The following is a 17,632-nucleotide window of genomic DNA, read 5'->3' on the forward strand; positions in this document are numbered from 1 at the left end:
TCACTGTGAGAATCTTTTTAGTTAAGCTATTTTTTATAAATTTTCTAAGATAAGTTGACTCACATCTGCTAGATTATCCTGAATCAGAGAATGGCCGGCTTGGTCAAAGCTAATTAACTGGGCTTGGTCACCGAAAAATTTCTTATTTAAGAGAGCTTGGTCATACGGAATAATCTTATCTAACTTACCGTGTAAGATATAAATAGGGTGGTCAACACCGCTGATATGGCCACTACCTGGAGCAATAGCGGTCGCCTCTTGGGTCATATTATAGTGAACCAAAGCGTAATCCAAATCAACTAAGTTTACCTGTTGCATGGTAGCCTCTAAATGGCGGGCATAGGTTTCCGGATCAGGCTGCTTATTTTGATAAATAGTCCGGGTCCAAATTTTTTCTAATAGGGGAAAATTCTTCGTCTGGTTAATATCTAAATAGGACTGGACTTGATACTGGTCTTGAGCAATTTCTTCTTTGCTTAGTAAGGGCTGACCAAAAATAGGGCGCTTATCTTCACCTTTTTGATACATTGGATAACCTTGTATCCCAACCGTTCCTAATAGATAGATTTGTTTCACTTGATTTGGAAGCAGGTAAGCTAATTCTAAGGCAACTAAGCCTCCCGCTGACCAGGCAGCAATATCAAACTTTTCTAAGGACAAGGCCGCAACAATCTTAGCCAAATCTTGGGCAAATTCTTCAATCGAATCATGCTCATAAACATAGTCTGAATGACCAAAGCCAGGTAGGTCTGGCGCATAAACATTAGCATGGCCTTCCAAGCTTTCAATCAAAGCTTCCATATGAACGGAAGAAGACATATTCCCATGGATTAATAAGACTTGAGGGCGGCCGGCTTGAATATCACCCTGCCGGTAGGAAATTTTACCTAAGGATTCTACGACGATTTCTTTTTCTTGATACACTTTCATATGTCATCTCCTTTTTATTCATCATTTTAGCTAAAGAATAGCACATTCCTATTTGTTGGTAAACAAAAAAGAAAACGCTTTATTTGTGAATAAATAGATAGGTTTGACCTAATTCTTGAAAAGCTTTGCATATAAAAAGAGTCTGGCGAAAGCGCCAGACTCTCGTCCTACACTGATAAAGTAAGACTTAATAAATATTAAAGTATTTTTCCAATTCCCATTGGGTCACTTGTTTATTATAGGAATCAAATTCTAAACTCTTTTCATCAATAAAGTTTTCAGAAATATGACTACCTAGCGCCTCTAGGATAACCGGTTCTTGGCTCAAATTATCCAAAGCTTCACCTAAGGTCCGCGGTAAATCAAAAATACCTTGTTCAAACCGTTCTTGGCGACTCATGGAATAAATATTCCGCATGATCGGTTCACCGGGTTCTATCTTTTCTTCGATTCCTTTTAAGCCAGCCGCTAATAGAACGCTTAGAGCTAAATAAGGGTTAGCAGAAGGGTCAATAGAACGTACTTCTACCCGGGTTGATAGGCCTCGTGCCACTGGAATCCGAACTAAAGGTGAACGATTCTTCTCAGACCAAGCAATATAGACTGGGGCTTCGAAGCCATCCACTAAACGTTTATAAGAGTTAACTAGGGGGTTACATACTGCCGTATAAGCAGAGGCATATTTTAATAGGCCGCCAATAAAATAATAGGCTTCTTTAGATAATTGACGGTCATCTTCTGGATCAAAGAAGACATTTTCCTTGCCTTTAAATAAAGATAAATTAAAGTGCATCCCTGAGCCAGCAATGCCGTAAACTGGTTTAGGCATGAAGGTGGCATAAAGATTATTTCTTTTAGCAACTGACTTAACCACTAATTTAAAGGTTTGGATAAAGTCACAAGCAGAAATTGCATCCGCATATTTCCAATCAATCTCATGTTGACCTGGTCCCACTTCATGGTGACTAGCTTCAATATAAAATCCCATATCTTCTAATTCGATCACCATTTCCCGGCGAACATTTTCTTGAATATCCATAGGGGCTAAGTCAAAGTAACCACCATGGTCCCCTAATTCTTTACTTGGACGACCTTGATCATCGCGTTTAAATAAGTAAAATTCTGGTTCTGGTCCTAAATTAAAAGTTGTAAAGCCATAGTCAGCAAGCTTAGCCAAAATCCGTTTTAAATTAGAACGAGGGTCCCCCGCAAAAGGTTGGCGGTCAGGTGTTTCCACATCACAGATTAAACGGGCCACACGACCGTCAGGGTCTTCATCATGTTTGGTCATAATTAACCAAGTATCAAGATCTGGAACTAGGTACATATCACTTTCTTCAATCCGAACAAACCCTTCGATGGAGGACCCATCAAAAGCCATATCATTATTTAATGCTTTACCTAACTGGGCGACGGGGATTTCTACATTTTTGATAATCCCTAAAATATCCGTAAACATTAAGCGGATATAACTTACATTTTTCTCTGCTGCATCCTCTAGAATTGTCTCTTTGGTCCATTTTTGCTTAGCCATGTACTTCCTCCTATTTATAACGACTTTCCATCCCTAATTCATCCCGTAAAATACGGCGCACATCCTGGTCAGTTAAACCAGGTTTTGCCTGACTGTCTTGATCTTTCTTTTGTCTAAAATGAGTTTGAACCCCTTTAAGGGTCATCCCCGATTCAATTAAATCAGCAATTTCTAACAATAAATCAATATCATTTAAAGAATACATTCGTCGATTAGAAGCCGAACGCCTAGGAACCACTAATTGATATTCTTCATAATATCGAATTTGTCTAGCGGTTAAATCCGTTAATTCCATCACGGTACCAATTGGAAAAACTGGCCGCGACCGCTTCAATTCAATTGCTCGCATGGGCTCCCTCCTTTAAATTTAGTCTTAGTGTAAAATTTTTAAAGGGGAGATGCAAGGATAATTTAACGTTTCATGTTAGAAAATGTAACATGGTATTTCACTTTGATTAAATTGAACATTTTTACAACCTTAAATAAACTTTTTTGCTATAATAAATAGACTATCATAGTTAGGTTTGATAGAAATACACGATGAAGGGGTTCCCCTCAATGAAAACGCGTCAAGGCTATACTAAATTGATCCCCATAGGGAGTCTTTTACTTATTATTATAACGACTGCTTTATTAATTAGTCTTAAGACCATGACCAAGGACCAGGAAGAAAAAATTGCTTGGGATAAAAATAGTGAAGCTTCCATTAGTCTTTCATCAAGTAATAATGAAAGCCAAGCAGAAGATGAATCAGAAAATCCAGTTCAATTATTCCGCCAAGCATCGAATAAAATACCAACTGATCCTAGTAATACAGATTTAATGACCATTCAAGCTAGCATTCATGATACAATTAATCGTTTTTATAATAATAATTTTCTAACAGCACAAGATGATATTTTGAAAGTTATCCAACAAAATAAATTAGATGTCGCTCGAACAGGTATTTATTTTATGCCAAATCATCCTGCCCAAGTCACTCAGACTGATAATATCCAACAGTTGGATGTCCCTCTTTTATTGCAGAATGATCCCCGTTGGGCCGAACTACACTATGGTTCAGATGCGCCCGGTCAACTATATAAAAATGGCTGTGCCATCGTTTCCTTAGCCATGATTCAAGCAACTTATGATAATGCCCAAATCGAACCTCAAGACATTCTCGATTGGAGTCAAGATAAATATTATTTACAAAACCAAGGAACATCTTGGGATATCTTCTACGATTTTGCCCAAGAATTTGGTTATCAGTTTGAAAACTTTGGTAACGATTTTGACCAGGCTATGGCAGCCTCTCAAGCGGGTAAACTAATTGTCATTTCAGTTAAACCAGGTACCTTTACCGAAATTGGCCATATTTTAATTGTTCGAGCTTATGATCCAAACCAAGGTTTAGTCTATGTAAATGATCCCAATGATGATCCATCTAAAATGCATTCTTTACAAGGATTTGACCAAACCATTATTCAAGAAGATGCCGTAAATTACTGGGCAATTTATAAATAGGGGTTGTTTGACTTGAACGAAAATTCTCATACAAAAAATAGAACTAGCCTAGCATCGCGTGGAGCCTTGCTAGGCATTTTGGTATACCTAATCTTAGCCCTAGCTAAACTATTAAGTGGTTACTTCTTTCATTCAGCCACCCTCCATGCTGATGGTTTAAACAATCTTTCGGATATTATTTCCTCGCTCACTGTCCTCTTAGGCTTACGGCTAGCTAAGCGACCAGCTGACCAAGATCACTTTTTCGGTCATGATAAGTATGAAGCCTTGTCCAGTTTTATTGTATCACTAATCATGTTTAGTTTAGGCTTTAATGTCATTCGCCAAGGTCTCATGACTCTTTACAATCAAAGCTTTAGTCAACCAGACCAACGCAGTTTTTGGATTGGTCTTAGCTCAACCATCATCCTTTACCTAACTTATAACTATCTTAGGTCCTTAGCTCAAAAAACTAAATCAATGGGCCTCAGTGCTACTTCAAGAGATATGCGAAATGATATACTTATTTCCGCCGCTTCCTTATTAAGTCCCTTATCTATCTACCTTAAACTACCCGCTTTAGACACCCTCATTTCGATTATAATCGGAGCAATTATTATGACCTCAGCCTACCATGTTTTTGCTGAATCTACCTTTGTTCTTTCCGATGCTTTTGATAAAGACCAACTGATTCACTATAAAGAAAAGGTTTTAATGCATCCTAAAGTTCTGGATGTGCCCAAAATTCGTGCACGAATGAATGGCCAGCATACCTATGTGGATATTGTGATTAATATTGATGGTAATTTGTCTGTCTATGAATCCCATAAAATAACTGAAGAAGTTGAAGCAATCTTACTGTATAATTACGGTGTTTTTGATATTGATGTCCATGTTGAACCGTATCAGAAAGTTTAAATATGATCTTTATTGAATCATTTTATCAACAAGGAAAAACTTCTCATTTTATTTTACAAACTTCCTAAGCCATCCTAATACCATAAAAAAAGGGACTGAATTTTTATTCAGTCCCATTATTATTTTTAAATTTTATTTAACTAAGCCAGCTTCATAGAAAGCTTTCTTATCTTCATCAGGCACCATTGAACCACCTGTAGCCCATGCAATGTGGGTAATTTGATCTTGTTTATCCATTAATCCTTTAGCAGATAGATAGGCTTGACCTGCTTGAGTTTTAAATAACTTGGCAGGTCCTGACAGTCCAGCCACAGCTGCAGGTTCAAGGGAAATTTTTTCAACATCAACTAAACGCGTAAGCGTTTGGCTAGCTTCATCTTCTAAAACAGTATAGCCCCCATCAAAAAAGTTTTCCATTAGTGGAGCTACTAATTGTGATGTTCTTGGAACAGCTAATCCATCCATAACCGTTTTACCATCAATCCCGAAATCAAAAACAGATACATTGGCATATTCACCCGTAATTAGACCTAATAATAAGGATGGTACATGACTTGGTTCAGCAAAGAAACAATGAACATTATCACCAAAGGTATGTTTTAAACCGAAAGTAATCCCACCAGGAGATCCTCCCACACCACATGGAAGGTAGACAAATAATGGATGGTCCGCATCTACTTTAATTCCTTCTTGATCCAGTTGTTTTTTCAAACGACTGGCGGCGGTAGTATATCCTAGGAATAAATATTTAGAGTTCTCATCATCGACAAAATAGGATTGAGGATCGGCTTCAGCCGCTATCCGTCCTTGATTAACAGCTTCAGTGAAATTAGTATTATGTTCAATAACAGTTACACCATGAGAACGAAGGTAATCTTTTTTCCATTGTTTGGCATCATTTGACATGTGAATAATGGCATCAAAACCAAATTTTGCAGCCATTACTCCAGTTGAAATACCTAAGTTTCCGGTTGTCCCAACAATCACCTTAAATTGAGAGAAATACTCTCTAAATTTAGGTTCTGAAAAGACTCGGTAATTAACTTCCGTACTTTCTAGTAAGCCTGATTCAAGAGCTAAAGTTTCGGCATGGCATAAGACTTCATAAATAGCACCCCGAGCTTTGATTGTTCCAGCAATAGGTAGTAAATCATCACGTTTTAAATAAAGTTGACCTGCAATATTTACTTGATACCGGTCTTCAAGTTCCTTTTGAAAAGCTTCTAAGTGGGTAATAGGTGATTCAATAAGTCCATCTAGAGCTTCTGTATCCGCAAACTCTTGTTTTATAAAAGGTGCAAAACGTTGAAGTCGTTCCTCAGCATCAATCACATCGGCCCTATTAAATTGAACTGTATCTTTAGCTTCTTCAAAGCCCTTTTTCTTATCATTAATCCAAAAAACAACCTCACCATTTACTAGTGTATCAATAATAGGACTTTCTTTAACCCATTCTTCTAAAGTCTTACCAGCTATTTTTTCTGTCACTGAATTAGCCTCCTCTATGCATAGTTATTACATTAAGAAAAGTTTATCACATATTTTTTTAAAAGAAATCCTTTTTTAACGATTTATATTAAGACTTAATTGAATTGTTATCAAATTCAAATCTTATTCATTAAACATTTCGCTTTAGTCTCGTTTTTCTTCAAACTCTTATCTTTATATCGCTTCTGTTCTAAAGGATAAACTAGAGAATTTATTATATTCTTTTTTGAAAAGCAAAATAGCCGTATCACGGGCACCCGCCCGGTTTTTGGCAATAATGACTTCGACAGTATTATCTGGTAATTCGTCAACTGGACCACTATCTTCATCATCTTCATCTTGGTGATAATCATCCCGATATAAGAAAGCTACAATATCAGCATCTTGTTCAATGGATCCTGATTCACGAATATCCGATAACATGGGGCGTTTATTTTGTCGGTGTTCGACACCACGGGATAATTGCGATAGGGCAATAACTGGGACAGATAACTCTTTGGCCAAACGCTTTAATTGTCTTGAAATTTCGGATACTTCTTGTTGGCGGTTTTCGCGACCATTTCCCTCAATTAATTGTAAGTAGTCAATAATAATTAAGCCTAGTTCAGGTTGTTCTTGTTTTAAACGGCGGCACTTTGCCCTAATTTCCGATACTTTAATTCCGGCAGAATCATCAATATAAATCGGAGACTGACCTAGAATTCCTGTTGCTACAAAGAGACTATTCCATTCATCATCAGTAAGGTTACCCGTACGTAAGTTAGTAGCATTAATATTTCCCTCAGCACAAATCATACGATTGACTAAATCTAAGGCGCTCATTTCGAGTGAGAAAATGACAACCGGTTTCTTACTTTTTGTGGCAACATTCTGAGCTATATTTAAAGCAAAGGCTGATTTACCTACGGCTGGACGGGCCGCTACAATGACTAGTTGATCCGGTTGAAAACCATGAATAATATTATCTAATTCAGGATAACCAGTCGAAAGACCTGGTAATTCACCCCCATTTTCAGACATTTCTTCAACTTTAGCAATGGCTTCTTTAACTAAGTTTTTGACTTCTTGGGGTCGGTTTGACTGTGAGCCTTCACCAATATTCAGGATTAATTGTTCACTAAAATCTACAATGTCCTGAACATCATCACTATCTTCCATTGCTTTTTGACTGATGCTTCGGCTAGCAGTAATTAATTGTCTTAAAATATATTTTTCTCTAACGATGCGGGCATAATGCTCCACATTCACGGTAGATGGGGTATAGGATACTAACTCCATCAAATAGCTACGACCACCCACAGCTTCAAGTTGATCATAGGCTTCTAACTGTTCCGCTAAAACTAGGGTATCAAGTACCTGACTATCATCATAAACCTTTAACATAGCATTATATATTTGTTGATGCTTAGTTTTGTAAAAAGAGTCCACATCAATTAAGGTCATTACATTCGCTAGTTTAACTGGGTCTAGTAATAAAGCCCCTAGGACTGATTTTTCTGCTTCCTCACTAAAGGGAATCTGTTGTTCATTTAACATTTCCAAGGAAGTCTCACCTCTTTCTAGGATAGTATCATTATACGCAAGGGGGCTTGTTATTTCAATTTAAGATTAAACGATAAAATGCTAAGACTTAAGTCATAAAGTCATAAAAATACCCAGATTCTGATTTAATGATCATAATCTGGGTTGATAATTAATTAAGCCTCAACAACATGTACTTTAATTCGAGCATGGACTTCAGGTTTTAATTTTACTTCAACATTAAAGTGACCTAAAGACGCTAAATTCTCAGACAGTTGAATCTTACGTTTATCAACGTTAATCCCATATTGTTTTTCTAATTCTTCAGCAATTTGTTTAGAAGGAATGGTTCCAAATAAACGACCATCATCACCAGTCTTAGCAGGGATGGTAACGACTGTTGCTTCAGCTTCAATTTGCTTTTTGATTTTTTTTGCTTCTTCTACTTCTTCAGCTTCTTGGCGAGCCAAAGCTTTTTCTTTAGATTTTAGGGCATTTAAGGCACCCGAATCAGCTATCCTAGCTAAGTTATTCTTAACTAAATAATTGCGGCCATAACCTTCTGATACTTCAATCACTTGGCCTTTTTTTCCTTGTTTCTTGACATCTTTTAATAAAATTACTTTCATTCTGATTCCTCCCGATCAAATTCAATCGATTCAATTAACATCTGATAGACTTCATCCATCGTTTTATCATAGATTTGTGTTGCAGCATTTGATAGGTGACCGCCACCACCTAGTCGTTCCATGATTGTCTGCACATTAATGGTACCTAAACTTCGGGCCGAGATACCAATGACTGATTGATCCTCTTCCAAAGATTGGCGTTTATAAATAACAAAAGAAGCTTCCACGCCTTTAATTGTCAACATTTGGTCTGCTGATTGTGAAGCAATCACATTATCAATCACTTGATTTTCCGGTCCCTTAGAAATGGCATAATCGCTGTCATAAATCTCTAAATTATCCACTAACTTATTCCGATTAATGACAGCATCTAAATCTTCTTTTAAAATACGGTTAATTTTCGCAATATCTGCCCCTCTGGATTTTAAGAAAGAGGCTGCATCAAAGGTCCTTGACCCAGTCCGAGCTGAGAAATTATTGGTATCAACTACAATTCCAGATAAGAGGGCTGTCGCTTCAAAGGCATTAAGGTTATGACTGGTATTCCGCATATTCATATAGAACTCAGTAATTAACTCAGCAGCCGATGAAGCATAAATTTCAATATAAGATAATTCTGTATTTTTAGGGAATTCTTCGCCTCGACGATGATGATCAATAATAATGAGTGCATGATTTTCTAAGAAGTCTTCTGCTTCTGAAAGTGAAGGACGATGATGGTCTACCATAATAATCAGAGTAGATGGAGTAATCCAATCTTTCGTTTGTTCATGACTAATTAAAACATTCTCAAGTTGATATTCTTCATTAGGTAAGCTTAAGAGTTGTTCTATATCACTATTAATTTCCATAGGATTAATAATTATCCGCGCCTCTTTATTGAGATGACGGGCTAATTTATAAATTCCAAAAGCTGACCCGATTGAGTCTGTATCCGGTCGCTTATGACCACTTACCAAGACCCGGTCTGCTTTAGAAATAGCATTTCGAAGGGCTTGAAAAACTAATTTAGAACGGATATTAGAACGTTTTTCACTAGGGTTAGTCTTACCACCATAGAAACGAGCCCGTCCATCTTGGCTGCGGACGACGATTTGATCGCCACCACGGCCTAAGGCTAAGTCTAAGTTATTTTGGGCTTGTTCTGCTAAGCCATTAATATCATAAATTTCATTTTCTGAGTAAGCGATCCCCAAAGAAATAGAAATAGGAATATTCTTAGCATAGTTCCGTTTTCTTAATTCCTCAAAGAATTTAAACTTATTCTCCTCTAAACTATCTAAAGTCCGCATATTCATAATCACGATAAATTTCTCTTCATCGAGACGTTTATAATATATACCGTGTAACTTAGTCCAACGGGTAATTTCTGATAACAAGTCTGAATCAAACTTAGCTACTTGACGGTCATCCATTGCTTCTAGAACTTCATTATAATCATCAATAAATAAATAACCAAATACAACTTGGTCAAATTTACGATTTTCCTTTATCTGAATTTCCTCAGTAATATCGACTAAATATAAGGTATGGTTAATTTCACGATGTAAGACTTTAAAGTAGCTATCCATAAACTTAACCTGGTGCCACTGGTCATCATCTTTAACAGCCAACACTTTTTTAAAATCAGAATTTAGAGATATTAGATATTCACCTAATAAATCTTGACCCATAAAAAGATGTTGAAAGGTAGGATTAATCCATTTTATTCTTTGTTGATCATCATAAATAGTAATTGCTATGGGAGCCCGGAACATGGCATCTTCTTGTACGGTTTGGGCAGATTTTGAAATATTATTCGCTAGAACATTAATATTATCCGCTACATCTTGAAAATTAAAAATTATGAAAATAATTACAATGACTAACAAGAAAAGTAGCATTAACCCAAATTGCCATTTAATATAAAAGGCGGATAGCATGATTAATAAATAGAGAATCACAATAGAATATATTTGCCAGGATATTTCTAAGGAATGAAAAAACTTGAAAAAGCTCTTAATTTTTTGCATTCACATTCTCCTCATATTACTTAATGTTATAGCTTATTTTACCACAATCTAGCATTGATAGCTAATCACGGTTATGTTTCACGTGAAACATGTTTTAGTTATTTCCATACAAAAAAAGTCTGGAACAATTAATGTTCCAGACTTTTCAATAATTAAATTAGTCTTTAACAGCAAATGGTAATAAGCCCATAATTCTTGCACGTTTAATTGCAATTGTTAAAGCGCGTTGGTGCTTAGCACATGTACCTGTTACACGACGTGGTAAAATTTTACCTTTATCAGAGATAAAGCGTTGTAATAATTCTACGTCCTTATAATCAGGGTGATCAATATGGTTAGCACAGAAGTAACATACTTTTCTTCTACGTCTTCCTCCACGGCGTTGTGGCATAAGTTTGACCTCCTTTTAATAGTTAGAATGGTAAGTCATCTTCGGAAATGTCGATTGGTTTACCATCTTGAGCAAATGGGGATTCATCAAAATTAGAAAAATTCTGATTAAATGAAGGCCCATTGTTATTTTGATTTGTTTGATGGAACCCTTGGTTATTATTAGCATAGCTATTATAGTTATTATCATTATTTGCTTGATAATTACTATTTGCTGAATTGTTATTATTTTCTCGTGGACGCTGTTCTGTCACTTGACGTGGTTCTAATAAATGGAAATTATTTACAACTACTTCGGTGATATAAACACGTTCACCTTGTTGGTTATCATAAGACCGAGTTTGAATCCGACCTTCAACTCCAACCTGTGATCCCTTACGAGTAAAATTAGCAAAGTTTTCAGCGGCTTTACGCCAAATAACACAGCGGATAAAATCTGCTTCACGTTCACCTTGTTGATTGGTAAATGAACGATTCACTGCTAAGGTAAAAGTACCTACGGCAGTACCGGATGATGTGAAACGTAAGTCAACTTCTCGCGTCAAACGGCCAATTAATTGTACTGTGTTCAATTAAATTATCCTCCCTCACTGTTTCACGTGAAACATTTTTAAAATTAGTCTTCTACTTTAGTAATCATGTGACGTAAGATGTCACGATTGATTAAAGAAAGACGGTCGAATTCATCGATGCCTTTAGAATCTGTCGCTTTTAAGTGAATTAAATGATAGATTCCTTCTTTATAATCATTGATTTCATATGCAAAACGACGTTTAGCCCAGTCTTTAGATTCGATAATTTCACTACCATTGTCTGTTAAGATTGAGTCGAAACGTTCTACTAATTCTTTCTTAGCATCATCTGCTAAGTCAGGACGAATGATATATAAAATTTCGTATTCAACTGATTGATCCATTTTGCTACACCTCCTTATGGTCTATTGGCCCTAACATAGGGCAAGGAGAGTATTTATTATTAAATACTCACATCTATAAATTATATGACTAAATCATTGGAAAAGCAAGGATTTCTTATCTTGATTTACCTTATTTTTAAATTTTTATAAAAGAATCTTTCAAACCATTTGAAATATAGACTTGGTTATGACGGTCAACCACCACTCCTTCAATCGCTTTAGTTTGATTGATTAAATCAATAGCGGCTTGATGATTCAAATTAAATAAGATGGTGGTCCATGCCTCACAAGCTAAGGATTGGTCAGCGATAACTGTCACTGAAGCCAGGTCATTTTCAATCGGGTAACCCGTTTTAGAATCAAAAATATGGTGGAACTGACGGCCGTTTGTTTCTAACTGTCGCTCATATATTCCTGAGGTTACCACTGATTGATTGACTACTTTAACAAAACCTAAATGCTTATTACGTTCAGCTTGAGGATTCTGAATCCCAACTTTCCAATATGGTTCTAATTGTCGGTCTGGTTTTCCTAAGGTCAAAACATTGCCACCTAAGTTTATTATACCTATATCAATCCCAGCTGCTAGAAGATAACTTTTAGCCTGATCTGCAAAATACCCTTTGGCTAAAGCACCCAGATCAATTTCCATGCCTGCCTGACTTAAATAGACTGTTCTTTGGGCAGGATCTAATTCAATAAAATGTGGGTCAATAAGTGTTAAAGCATGAGTAACTTCATCCGCTTGGGGTTGATGAGCATCTTTAAAGCCAATCCGCCAGAGCTTAATTAAGGGACCAATCGCTATATTTAAAGCTAAATCTGAAGCAATACTTTTTTCTTTACCATAAACAATTAAATCAAATAGATCTTGGTCCACCTTGACTGGATTTTGACCCGCCGCTAAGTTAACTGCCATGAGGTCTGATTGATTATTATTAGCAGAAAACCTTCTTTCAAAATCCGCCATCATCGCCTGAACATCTGTTAATAAAGTCTTGGCTTGGTTTGGATCTGAACTTCCAATCATCACGGATATAATTGTCCCCATCATACGGTATTGATTACTATATAAATCCATATTAAACTCCTTTTAAAAAAACTGCTGACAATTTTGATAAAAATTAACAGCAGTTTTTAATTGATTATTTATGCTTCTTCATTGGAATCAGGGGAAACTTCATTGCTTTCAGAATCAATTTCTGCTTCTGGTTCTAGTTGGTTTGAATTAGCAGGATCATCCACTAGCTCAGGATCATCTTCTTCTGACTCAAGAATTGTCGTGATTGAAGATACGACTGCCTCTTGGTCTAAACGAATCATACGCACACCTAGTGTCGCCCTAGAACTTTGCGAAATCCCTTCAACTTTCATCCGAATCGCAACCCCTTGATTGGTCATGACCAGAATATCTTCATGGCCTTCCACCACTAAAAGACCAGCTAACTTGCCTGATTTTTCTGAGATATTTGAAGTTTTAACACCCAAACCACCCCGATTTTTGATAGAGTATTGTTCCACAGGGGTCCGCTTACCGTATCCTTTATCCGTAATAACTAAAACATCCGAACCTTCTACCATAATATCAGCGCCCACAACGTAATCATCGTCACGTAAGCGTACACCGCGAACACCTGTAGCGGTCCGGCCCATGGCTCTCACATCACTTTCAAGGAAGGATATGGCATTACCCTCATGGGTTCCAATAATAATTGGTTTATTACCATCTGTTTCCATCACTGCAACTAAGCTATCATCTTCTTTTAAGTTCAAAGCAATTAAGCCATTATTCCGGATATTATAGTACTCAGAAGATAAAGTCCGTTTTACCGTACCGGTTTTCGTGACAAAGAAAAGATATTTTTCATGGTCGGTATCCTGATCTGAAATAGAAATCATGGCTTTCACTTCTTCACCTTTATCAATTTTAATTAAATTAATAATTGGTAACCCCTTAGCGGTCCGGCCATATTCTGGTATTTCAAAACCTCGTTTTTCATAAACCTTACCTTGATTGGTAAAGAAGAGGAGGGTGTCATGGGTTGAACATGAAACCAAAGTTTGGATATGATCACCATCACCTAAGCCCATGCCCTTGACCCCACGTCCCCCACGATTTTGAACAGAGAATTCATCTTGGGTCATCCGTTTGATATACCCTTTGTTGGTTAAGGCAATTAAAACATCTTCTTCTTCAATTAAAGATTCATCTTCAATATCGGTGATTTCACCAATATGAAGTTCGGTCCGACGAGCATCACCAAAACGGGTCCGAATTTCATTTAATTCATCTTCAATAATTTGGAAAATCCGTTCTTGACTCCCTAATATTTCGGTCAAACGTTGAATAAGGTCGAGTAAATCAGCATATTCTTTTTCGATTTTATCACGTTCTAATCCAGTCAAACGCACTAAGCGCATATCCAAAATTGCTTGGGCTTGTACATCTGATAATTCATAACGGTTCATTAACTCTTGCTTAGCAATATCACCATCTTGGGAAGAACGAATGATATGAATAATCTCATCAATATGATCTAAAGCAATCCGTAAGCCTTCTAAAATATGGGCCCGATTTTCAGCCTTCCGTTTATCATATTCTGTCCGCCGCCGGATAACTTCTACTTGATGGTCTAAATATTTCGATAAGATTTCTTTTAAGTTTAATATTTTAGGAACACCTTTATCGATGGCTAACATATTGAAGCCAAAGCTTACTTGCATCGGCGTATACTTATATAAATTATTTAAAACTACACTGGCTGAGGTATCCCGGCGAACTTCAATGACAATCCGCATTCCTTCACGACCTGATTCATCATTGGCGTAAGTTATGCCTTCAATCCGTTTATCCCGGGCTAGGTCAGCAATCCGTTTAACTAGGTTAGCTTTATTCACACCATAAGGAATCTCAGTCACGACAATCCGTTCTCGGTCATTAGCTAACTGTTCAATATCTACTTTAGAACGGACTAAAATTTTACCCCGACCGGTTTGATAAGCACGACGAATCCCAGATTTACCCATGACAAGTGCCCCAGTAGGAAAATCAGGACCCGGTAAGACTTCCATCAATTCATCCACAGTCACATCGGGATTTTTCATTAAAAGGTCTAGCGCATCAATCACTTCACCTAAATTATGAGGGGGAATATTGGTAGCCATCCCAACCGCAATCCCAGAAGCACCATTGACTAATAAATTAGGAAAACGTGCCGGTAAAACAACAGGTTCTTTTTCTTCTTGTGAATAATTATCTTGAAAATCAATGGTATCTTTATTGATATCTCTTAACATTTCTACAGAAATCTTACTCATACGGGCTTCAGTATATCGCATGGCAGCTGCCCCATCCCCATCGACAGAACCAAAGTTACCATGGCCGTCAACTAAGAGTTCCCGATAAGAAAAGGGTTGGGCCATGCGAACCATAGCTTCGTAAATTGCCGAATCACCGTGAGGATGGTATTTCCCCATGACATCGCCGACAATCCGAGCTGATTTCTTATGGGGTTTGTCTGGCGTCACGCCAATTTCATTCATTCCATAAAGAATCCGACGTTGGACTGGCTTTAAGCCATCTCTAACATCTGGTAGAGCCCGTGCCACAATAACACTCATGGCATAGTCTAGGAATGAATTTCGCATTTCATCAGGTAGACTGACCGTTTCATAATCACGATCAATATCATCAAATATTTCAGTCATCTATTTTTTCCTTTCTTGAATACATTCGCTCCTAGACATCTAAGTTTTGAACATAAACAGCATTATCTTCAATGAAGGCGCGTCTTGGTTCAACATCTTCACCCATTAACATGGACATTACTTGATCAGCTACTTCAGCATCTTCCACTTTAACTCGCAGAAGGCGGCGATTTTCTGGATTCATAGTTGTTTCCCATAATTGTTCATAATCCATTTCACCCAGCCCTTTATACCGTTGTAGTTTATAACGGGCATCCGGGTTAGCTTTGCGCCACTTGTTTAATTCTTCATCGGTATCCAAATAAGTTTCTTTCTTACCAACTTTTACTTGGTAGAGAGGCGGTTGAGCAATATAAACATAACCTGCTTCTATGAGGGGACGCATATACCTAAAGATGAGTGTTAATAATAAAGTTCGAATATGAGCCCCATCCACATCAGCATCGGTCATAATAATTAATTTATGATAACGAACATTATTAACATCAAATTCAGACCCAAAACCAGTCCCCATAGCAGTAAACATGGAACGAATTTCTTCATTAGCTAAAATCCGGTCCATGGTTGCTTTTTCAACGTTTAAGATTTTACCCCGAATTGGTAAAATCGCTTGGTACATCCGGGACCGACCTTGCTTAGCAGATCCACCCGCTGAATCACCTTCGACGATAAACAATTCACATTTTTCAGCTTCCTTACTAGAACAGTCAGCTAATTTTCCGGGTAGATTAGCAATTTCTAAACCTGATTTCTTCCGAGTCATTTCCCGGGCGCGTTTAGCAGCAGACCGAGCGCGGGCTGCTAGAATTCCTTTTTCAACAATTATTTTGGCGACCCGAGGATTTTCCAATAAGAAGGTATTAAATTCAGCGGTAAATAAGCGGTCGACGATGGTCCGCACTTCAGAATTACCTAACTTCGTCTTGGTTTGACCTTCAAATTGAGGATCAGGATGTTTGACTGAAATAATGGCAGTTAAGCCTTCCCGGGTATCTTCACCGGAAAGATTATCATCACTGTCTTTAAGAAGGTTATTATTACGGGCATAATCATTGATAATCCGGGTTAAAGCCGTCTTAAAACCAGATTCATGCATCCCACCTTCATGGGTATGAATATTATTAGCAAAAGATAAAAGATTGGTTGAATAAGAATCGGTATATTGCAAAGCAATTTCAACCGCAATATCATCCATTTCACCCTCAAGGAAAATTGGCTCTTCATGAAGCGGTTTTTTGGCGTGGTTTAAATGCTCAATAAAGCTTTTTAACCCACCTTCATAGAAAAAGGAATCAGATGCTTGACGTTCTTCCCGCTTATCTTCAAGGGAAATACGTAAGCCTCGGTTAAGAAAAGCTAATTCTTGAATCCGATCTTTCAACCGTTCATATTTAAAATCAGTCGTATCAGTGAAAATAGTCCCATCCGGTACAAAATTCACTTTAGTTCCCACTAATTCAGTTTCACCAATCACTTCTAATTCTTTAGTGACAAGGCCACGTTCAAATTCTAAATGATGGATTTTACCTTCACGGAAAATTTCTAAGGTTAAATGAGTGGATAAGGCATTGACCACAGCTGCCCCAACTCCATGGAGACCTCCAGATACCTTGTAGGAATCATTTCCAAATTTCCCCCCTGCATGGAGTACGGTATATACCGTTTCAGCCGCAGGACGACCGGTTTTTGATTGAATATCTACTGGAATCCCACGTCCATTATCAATTACCGTGATGGAATTATCTGCCTCAATGAAGACTTCAATATGATCACAATAACCTGCTAAGGCCTCGTCGATGGAATTATCTACAATTTCCCAAACGAGATGGTGCAAACCATCAATTGAGGTGGTCCCAATATACATACCAGGACGCTTACGTACAGCTTCTAAGCCTTCTAAGACCTGGATTTGATCGGCATTATAGCCATTATTTTTGATAGGTTCGGACATAGATTATTCTCCTTATTTCTCTTTTTCTAAGTGGCCTTGGTCTACTTGGTAAATAGATAAATGAGCTAGATGGTCTAGATTAAGACCGTCTAAGCTAGCCGTCGTTAGGACAGTTTGAACTTGATTAGCAATCCGGGTCATCAGAACCGT

Annotated in this window: 15 protein-coding genes; 2 read left to right on the top strand and 13 right to left on the bottom strand. The window is 37.4% G+C overall.

Annotation, left to right across the window (positions count from 1 at the left end; all coding sequences use genetic code 11):
* Window positions 1-33: 33 nt before the first annotated feature.
* The 3 genes from phaZ to HMPREF9257_RS01215 form a co-directional block, all read right to left on the bottom strand.
* Window positions 34-930: an intracellular short-chain-length polyhydroxyalkanoate depolymerase gene (gene phaZ, locus HMPREF9257_RS01205; protein WP_006417648.1), complete on the bottom strand. Its 897-nt coding sequence runs from the start codon at window positions 928-930 to the stop codon at window positions 34-36.
* Between the two features lie 187 nt (window positions 931-1,117).
* The gene (gene glnA, locus HMPREF9257_RS01210; RefSeq protein ID WP_006417651.1) at window positions 1,118-2,464 is read right to left on the bottom strand and encodes a type I glutamate--ammonia ligase; all 1,347 of its coding nucleotides are present in this window, start codon (window positions 2,462-2,464) and stop codon (window positions 1,118-1,120) included.
* A gap of 10 nt (window positions 2,465-2,474) precedes the next feature.
* The gene (locus HMPREF9257_RS01215; protein WP_006417656.1) at window positions 2,475-2,813 is read right to left on the bottom strand and encodes a MerR family transcriptional regulator; all 339 of its coding nucleotides are present in this window, start codon (window positions 2,811-2,813) and stop codon (window positions 2,475-2,477) included.
* Between the two features lie 209 nt (window positions 2,814-3,022).
* Between HMPREF9257_RS01215 and HMPREF9257_RS08670 the strand changes: the two genes are divergently transcribed.
* Together HMPREF9257_RS08670 and HMPREF9257_RS01225 are read left to right on the top strand one after the other, a co-directional pair.
* Window positions 3,023-3,970 (top strand): C39 family peptidase, encoded by a 948-nt coding sequence (locus tag HMPREF9257_RS08670; protein ID WP_006417647.1) that lies wholly within the window; start codon window positions 3,023-3,025, stop codon window positions 3,968-3,970.
* Between the two features lie 12 nt (window positions 3,971-3,982).
* A complete protein-coding gene (locus tag HMPREF9257_RS01225; protein ID WP_006417654.1) occupies window positions 3,983-4,867 on the top strand; it encodes a cation diffusion facilitator family transporter in 885 nt (294 codons plus the stop codon).
* A 132-nt stretch (window positions 4,868-4,999) separates the two neighbouring features.
* Here the strand turns inward: HMPREF9257_RS01225 and HMPREF9257_RS01230 are convergent, their stop codons facing one another.
* The 10 genes from HMPREF9257_RS01230 to gyrB form a co-directional block, all read right to left on the bottom strand.
* Window positions 5,000-6,355, bottom strand: a complete 1,356-nt coding sequence (locus HMPREF9257_RS01230) for a D-serine ammonia-lyase (RefSeq protein ID WP_006417660.1) — start codon at window positions 6,353-6,355, stop codon at window positions 5,000-5,002.
* Window positions 6,356-6,529: 174 nt separating this feature from the next.
* A complete protein-coding gene (gene dnaB, locus HMPREF9257_RS01235; protein ID WP_028124873.1) occupies window positions 6,530-7,891 on the bottom strand; it encodes a replicative DNA helicase in 1,362 nt (453 codons plus the stop codon).
* Between the two features lie 161 nt (window positions 7,892-8,052).
* The gene (rplI, locus tag HMPREF9257_RS01240) at window positions 8,053-8,505 is read right to left on the bottom strand and encodes a 50S ribosomal protein L9 (protein ID WP_006417653.1); all 453 of its coding nucleotides are present in this window, start codon (window positions 8,503-8,505) and stop codon (window positions 8,053-8,055) included.
* Window positions 8,502-10,517, bottom strand: a complete 2,016-nt coding sequence (locus HMPREF9257_RS01245) for a DHH family phosphoesterase (RefSeq protein ID WP_006417657.1) — start codon at window positions 10,515-10,517, stop codon at window positions 8,502-8,504. The genes rplI and HMPREF9257_RS01245 overlap by 4 nt, the downstream gene beginning before the upstream one ends.
* A 157-nt stretch (window positions 10,518-10,674) precedes the next feature.
* Entirely contained in the window at window positions 10,675-10,908 is a 234-nt protein-coding gene (gene rpsR, locus HMPREF9257_RS01250; protein WP_006417659.1) for a 30S ribosomal protein S18, read from the bottom strand.
* Window positions 10,909-10,930: 22 nt separating this feature from the next.
* Window positions 10,931-11,479: a single-stranded DNA-binding protein gene (gene ssb / locus HMPREF9257_RS01255; protein ID WP_006417655.1), complete on the bottom strand. Its 549-nt coding sequence runs from the start codon at window positions 11,477-11,479 to the stop codon at window positions 10,931-10,933.
* Window positions 11,480-11,523: 44 nt separating this feature from the next.
* The gene (gene rpsF / locus HMPREF9257_RS01260) at window positions 11,524-11,823 is read right to left on the bottom strand and encodes a 30S ribosomal protein S6 (RefSeq protein WP_006417646.1); all 300 of its coding nucleotides are present in this window, start codon (window positions 11,821-11,823) and stop codon (window positions 11,524-11,526) included.
* A 136-nt stretch (window positions 11,824-11,959) separates the two neighbouring features.
* Window positions 11,960-12,904: an FAD:protein FMN transferase gene (locus HMPREF9257_RS01265; protein ID WP_006417652.1), complete on the bottom strand. Its 945-nt coding sequence runs from the start codon at window positions 12,902-12,904 to the stop codon at window positions 11,960-11,962.
* A gap of 68 nt (window positions 12,905-12,972) precedes the next feature.
* Entirely contained in the window at window positions 12,973-15,522 is a 2,550-nt protein-coding gene (gene gyrA, locus HMPREF9257_RS01270) for a DNA gyrase subunit A (RefSeq protein ID WP_176686272.1), read from the bottom strand.
* Between the two features lie 40 nt (window positions 15,523-15,562).
* Window positions 15,563-17,482, bottom strand: coding sequence for a DNA topoisomerase (ATP-hydrolyzing) subunit B (gyrB, locus tag HMPREF9257_RS01275; RefSeq protein ID WP_006417661.1), 1,920 nt, complete (start codon window positions 17,480-17,482; stop codon window positions 15,563-15,565).
* Between the last annotated feature and the right edge of the window lie 150 nt (window positions 17,483-17,632).

The sequence above is a fragment of the Eremococcus coleocola ACS-139-V-Col8 genome, assembly GCF_000183205.1.
GTDB lineage: Bacteria > Bacillota > Bacilli > Lactobacillales > Aerococcaceae > Eremococcus > Eremococcus coleocola.

What these genes read in the sequence shown, in the direction of transcription:
- dnaB (WP_028124873.1), bottom strand. Translation starts at nt 7,891, where the DNA reads ATGTTAAATGAACAACAGATTCCCTTTAGTGAGGAAGCAGAAAAATCA.
- HMPREF9257_RS01245 (WP_006417657.1), bottom strand. Translation starts at nt 10,517, where the DNA reads ATGCAAAAAATTAAGAGCTTTTTCAAGTTTTTTCATTCCTTAGAAATA.
- HMPREF9257_RS01265 (WP_006417652.1), bottom strand. Translation starts at nt 12,904, where the DNA reads ATGGATTTATATAGTAATCAATACCGTATGATGGGGACAATTATATCC.
- rplI (WP_006417653.1), bottom strand. Translation starts at nt 8,505, where the DNA reads ATGAAAGTAATTTTATTAAAAGATGTCAAGAAACAAGGAAAAAAAGGC.
- rpsR (WP_006417659.1), bottom strand. Translation starts at nt 10,908, where the DNA reads ATGCCACAACGCCGTGGAGGAAGACGTAGAAGAAAAGTATGTTACTTC.
- rpsF (WP_006417646.1), bottom strand. Translation starts at nt 11,823, where the DNA reads ATGGATCAATCAGTTGAATACGAAATTTTATATATCATTCGTCCTGAC.
- phaZ (WP_006417648.1), bottom strand. Translation starts at nt 930, where the DNA reads ATGAAAGTGTATCAAGAAAAAGAAATCGTCGTAGAATCCTTAGGTAAA.
- gyrB (WP_006417661.1), bottom strand. Translation starts at nt 17,482, where the DNA reads ATGTCCGAACCTATCAAAAATAATGGCTATAATGCCGATCAAATCCAG.
- HMPREF9257_RS08670 (WP_006417647.1), top strand. Translation starts at nt 3,023, where the DNA reads ATGAAAACGCGTCAAGGCTATACTAAATTGATCCCCATAGGGAGTCTT.
- glnA (WP_006417651.1), bottom strand. Translation starts at nt 2,464, where the DNA reads ATGGCTAAGCAAAAATGGACCAAAGAGACAATTCTAGAGGATGCAGCA.
- HMPREF9257_RS01215 (WP_006417656.1), bottom strand. Translation starts at nt 2,813, where the DNA reads ATGCGAGCAATTGAATTGAAGCGGTCGCGGCCAGTTTTTCCAATTGGT.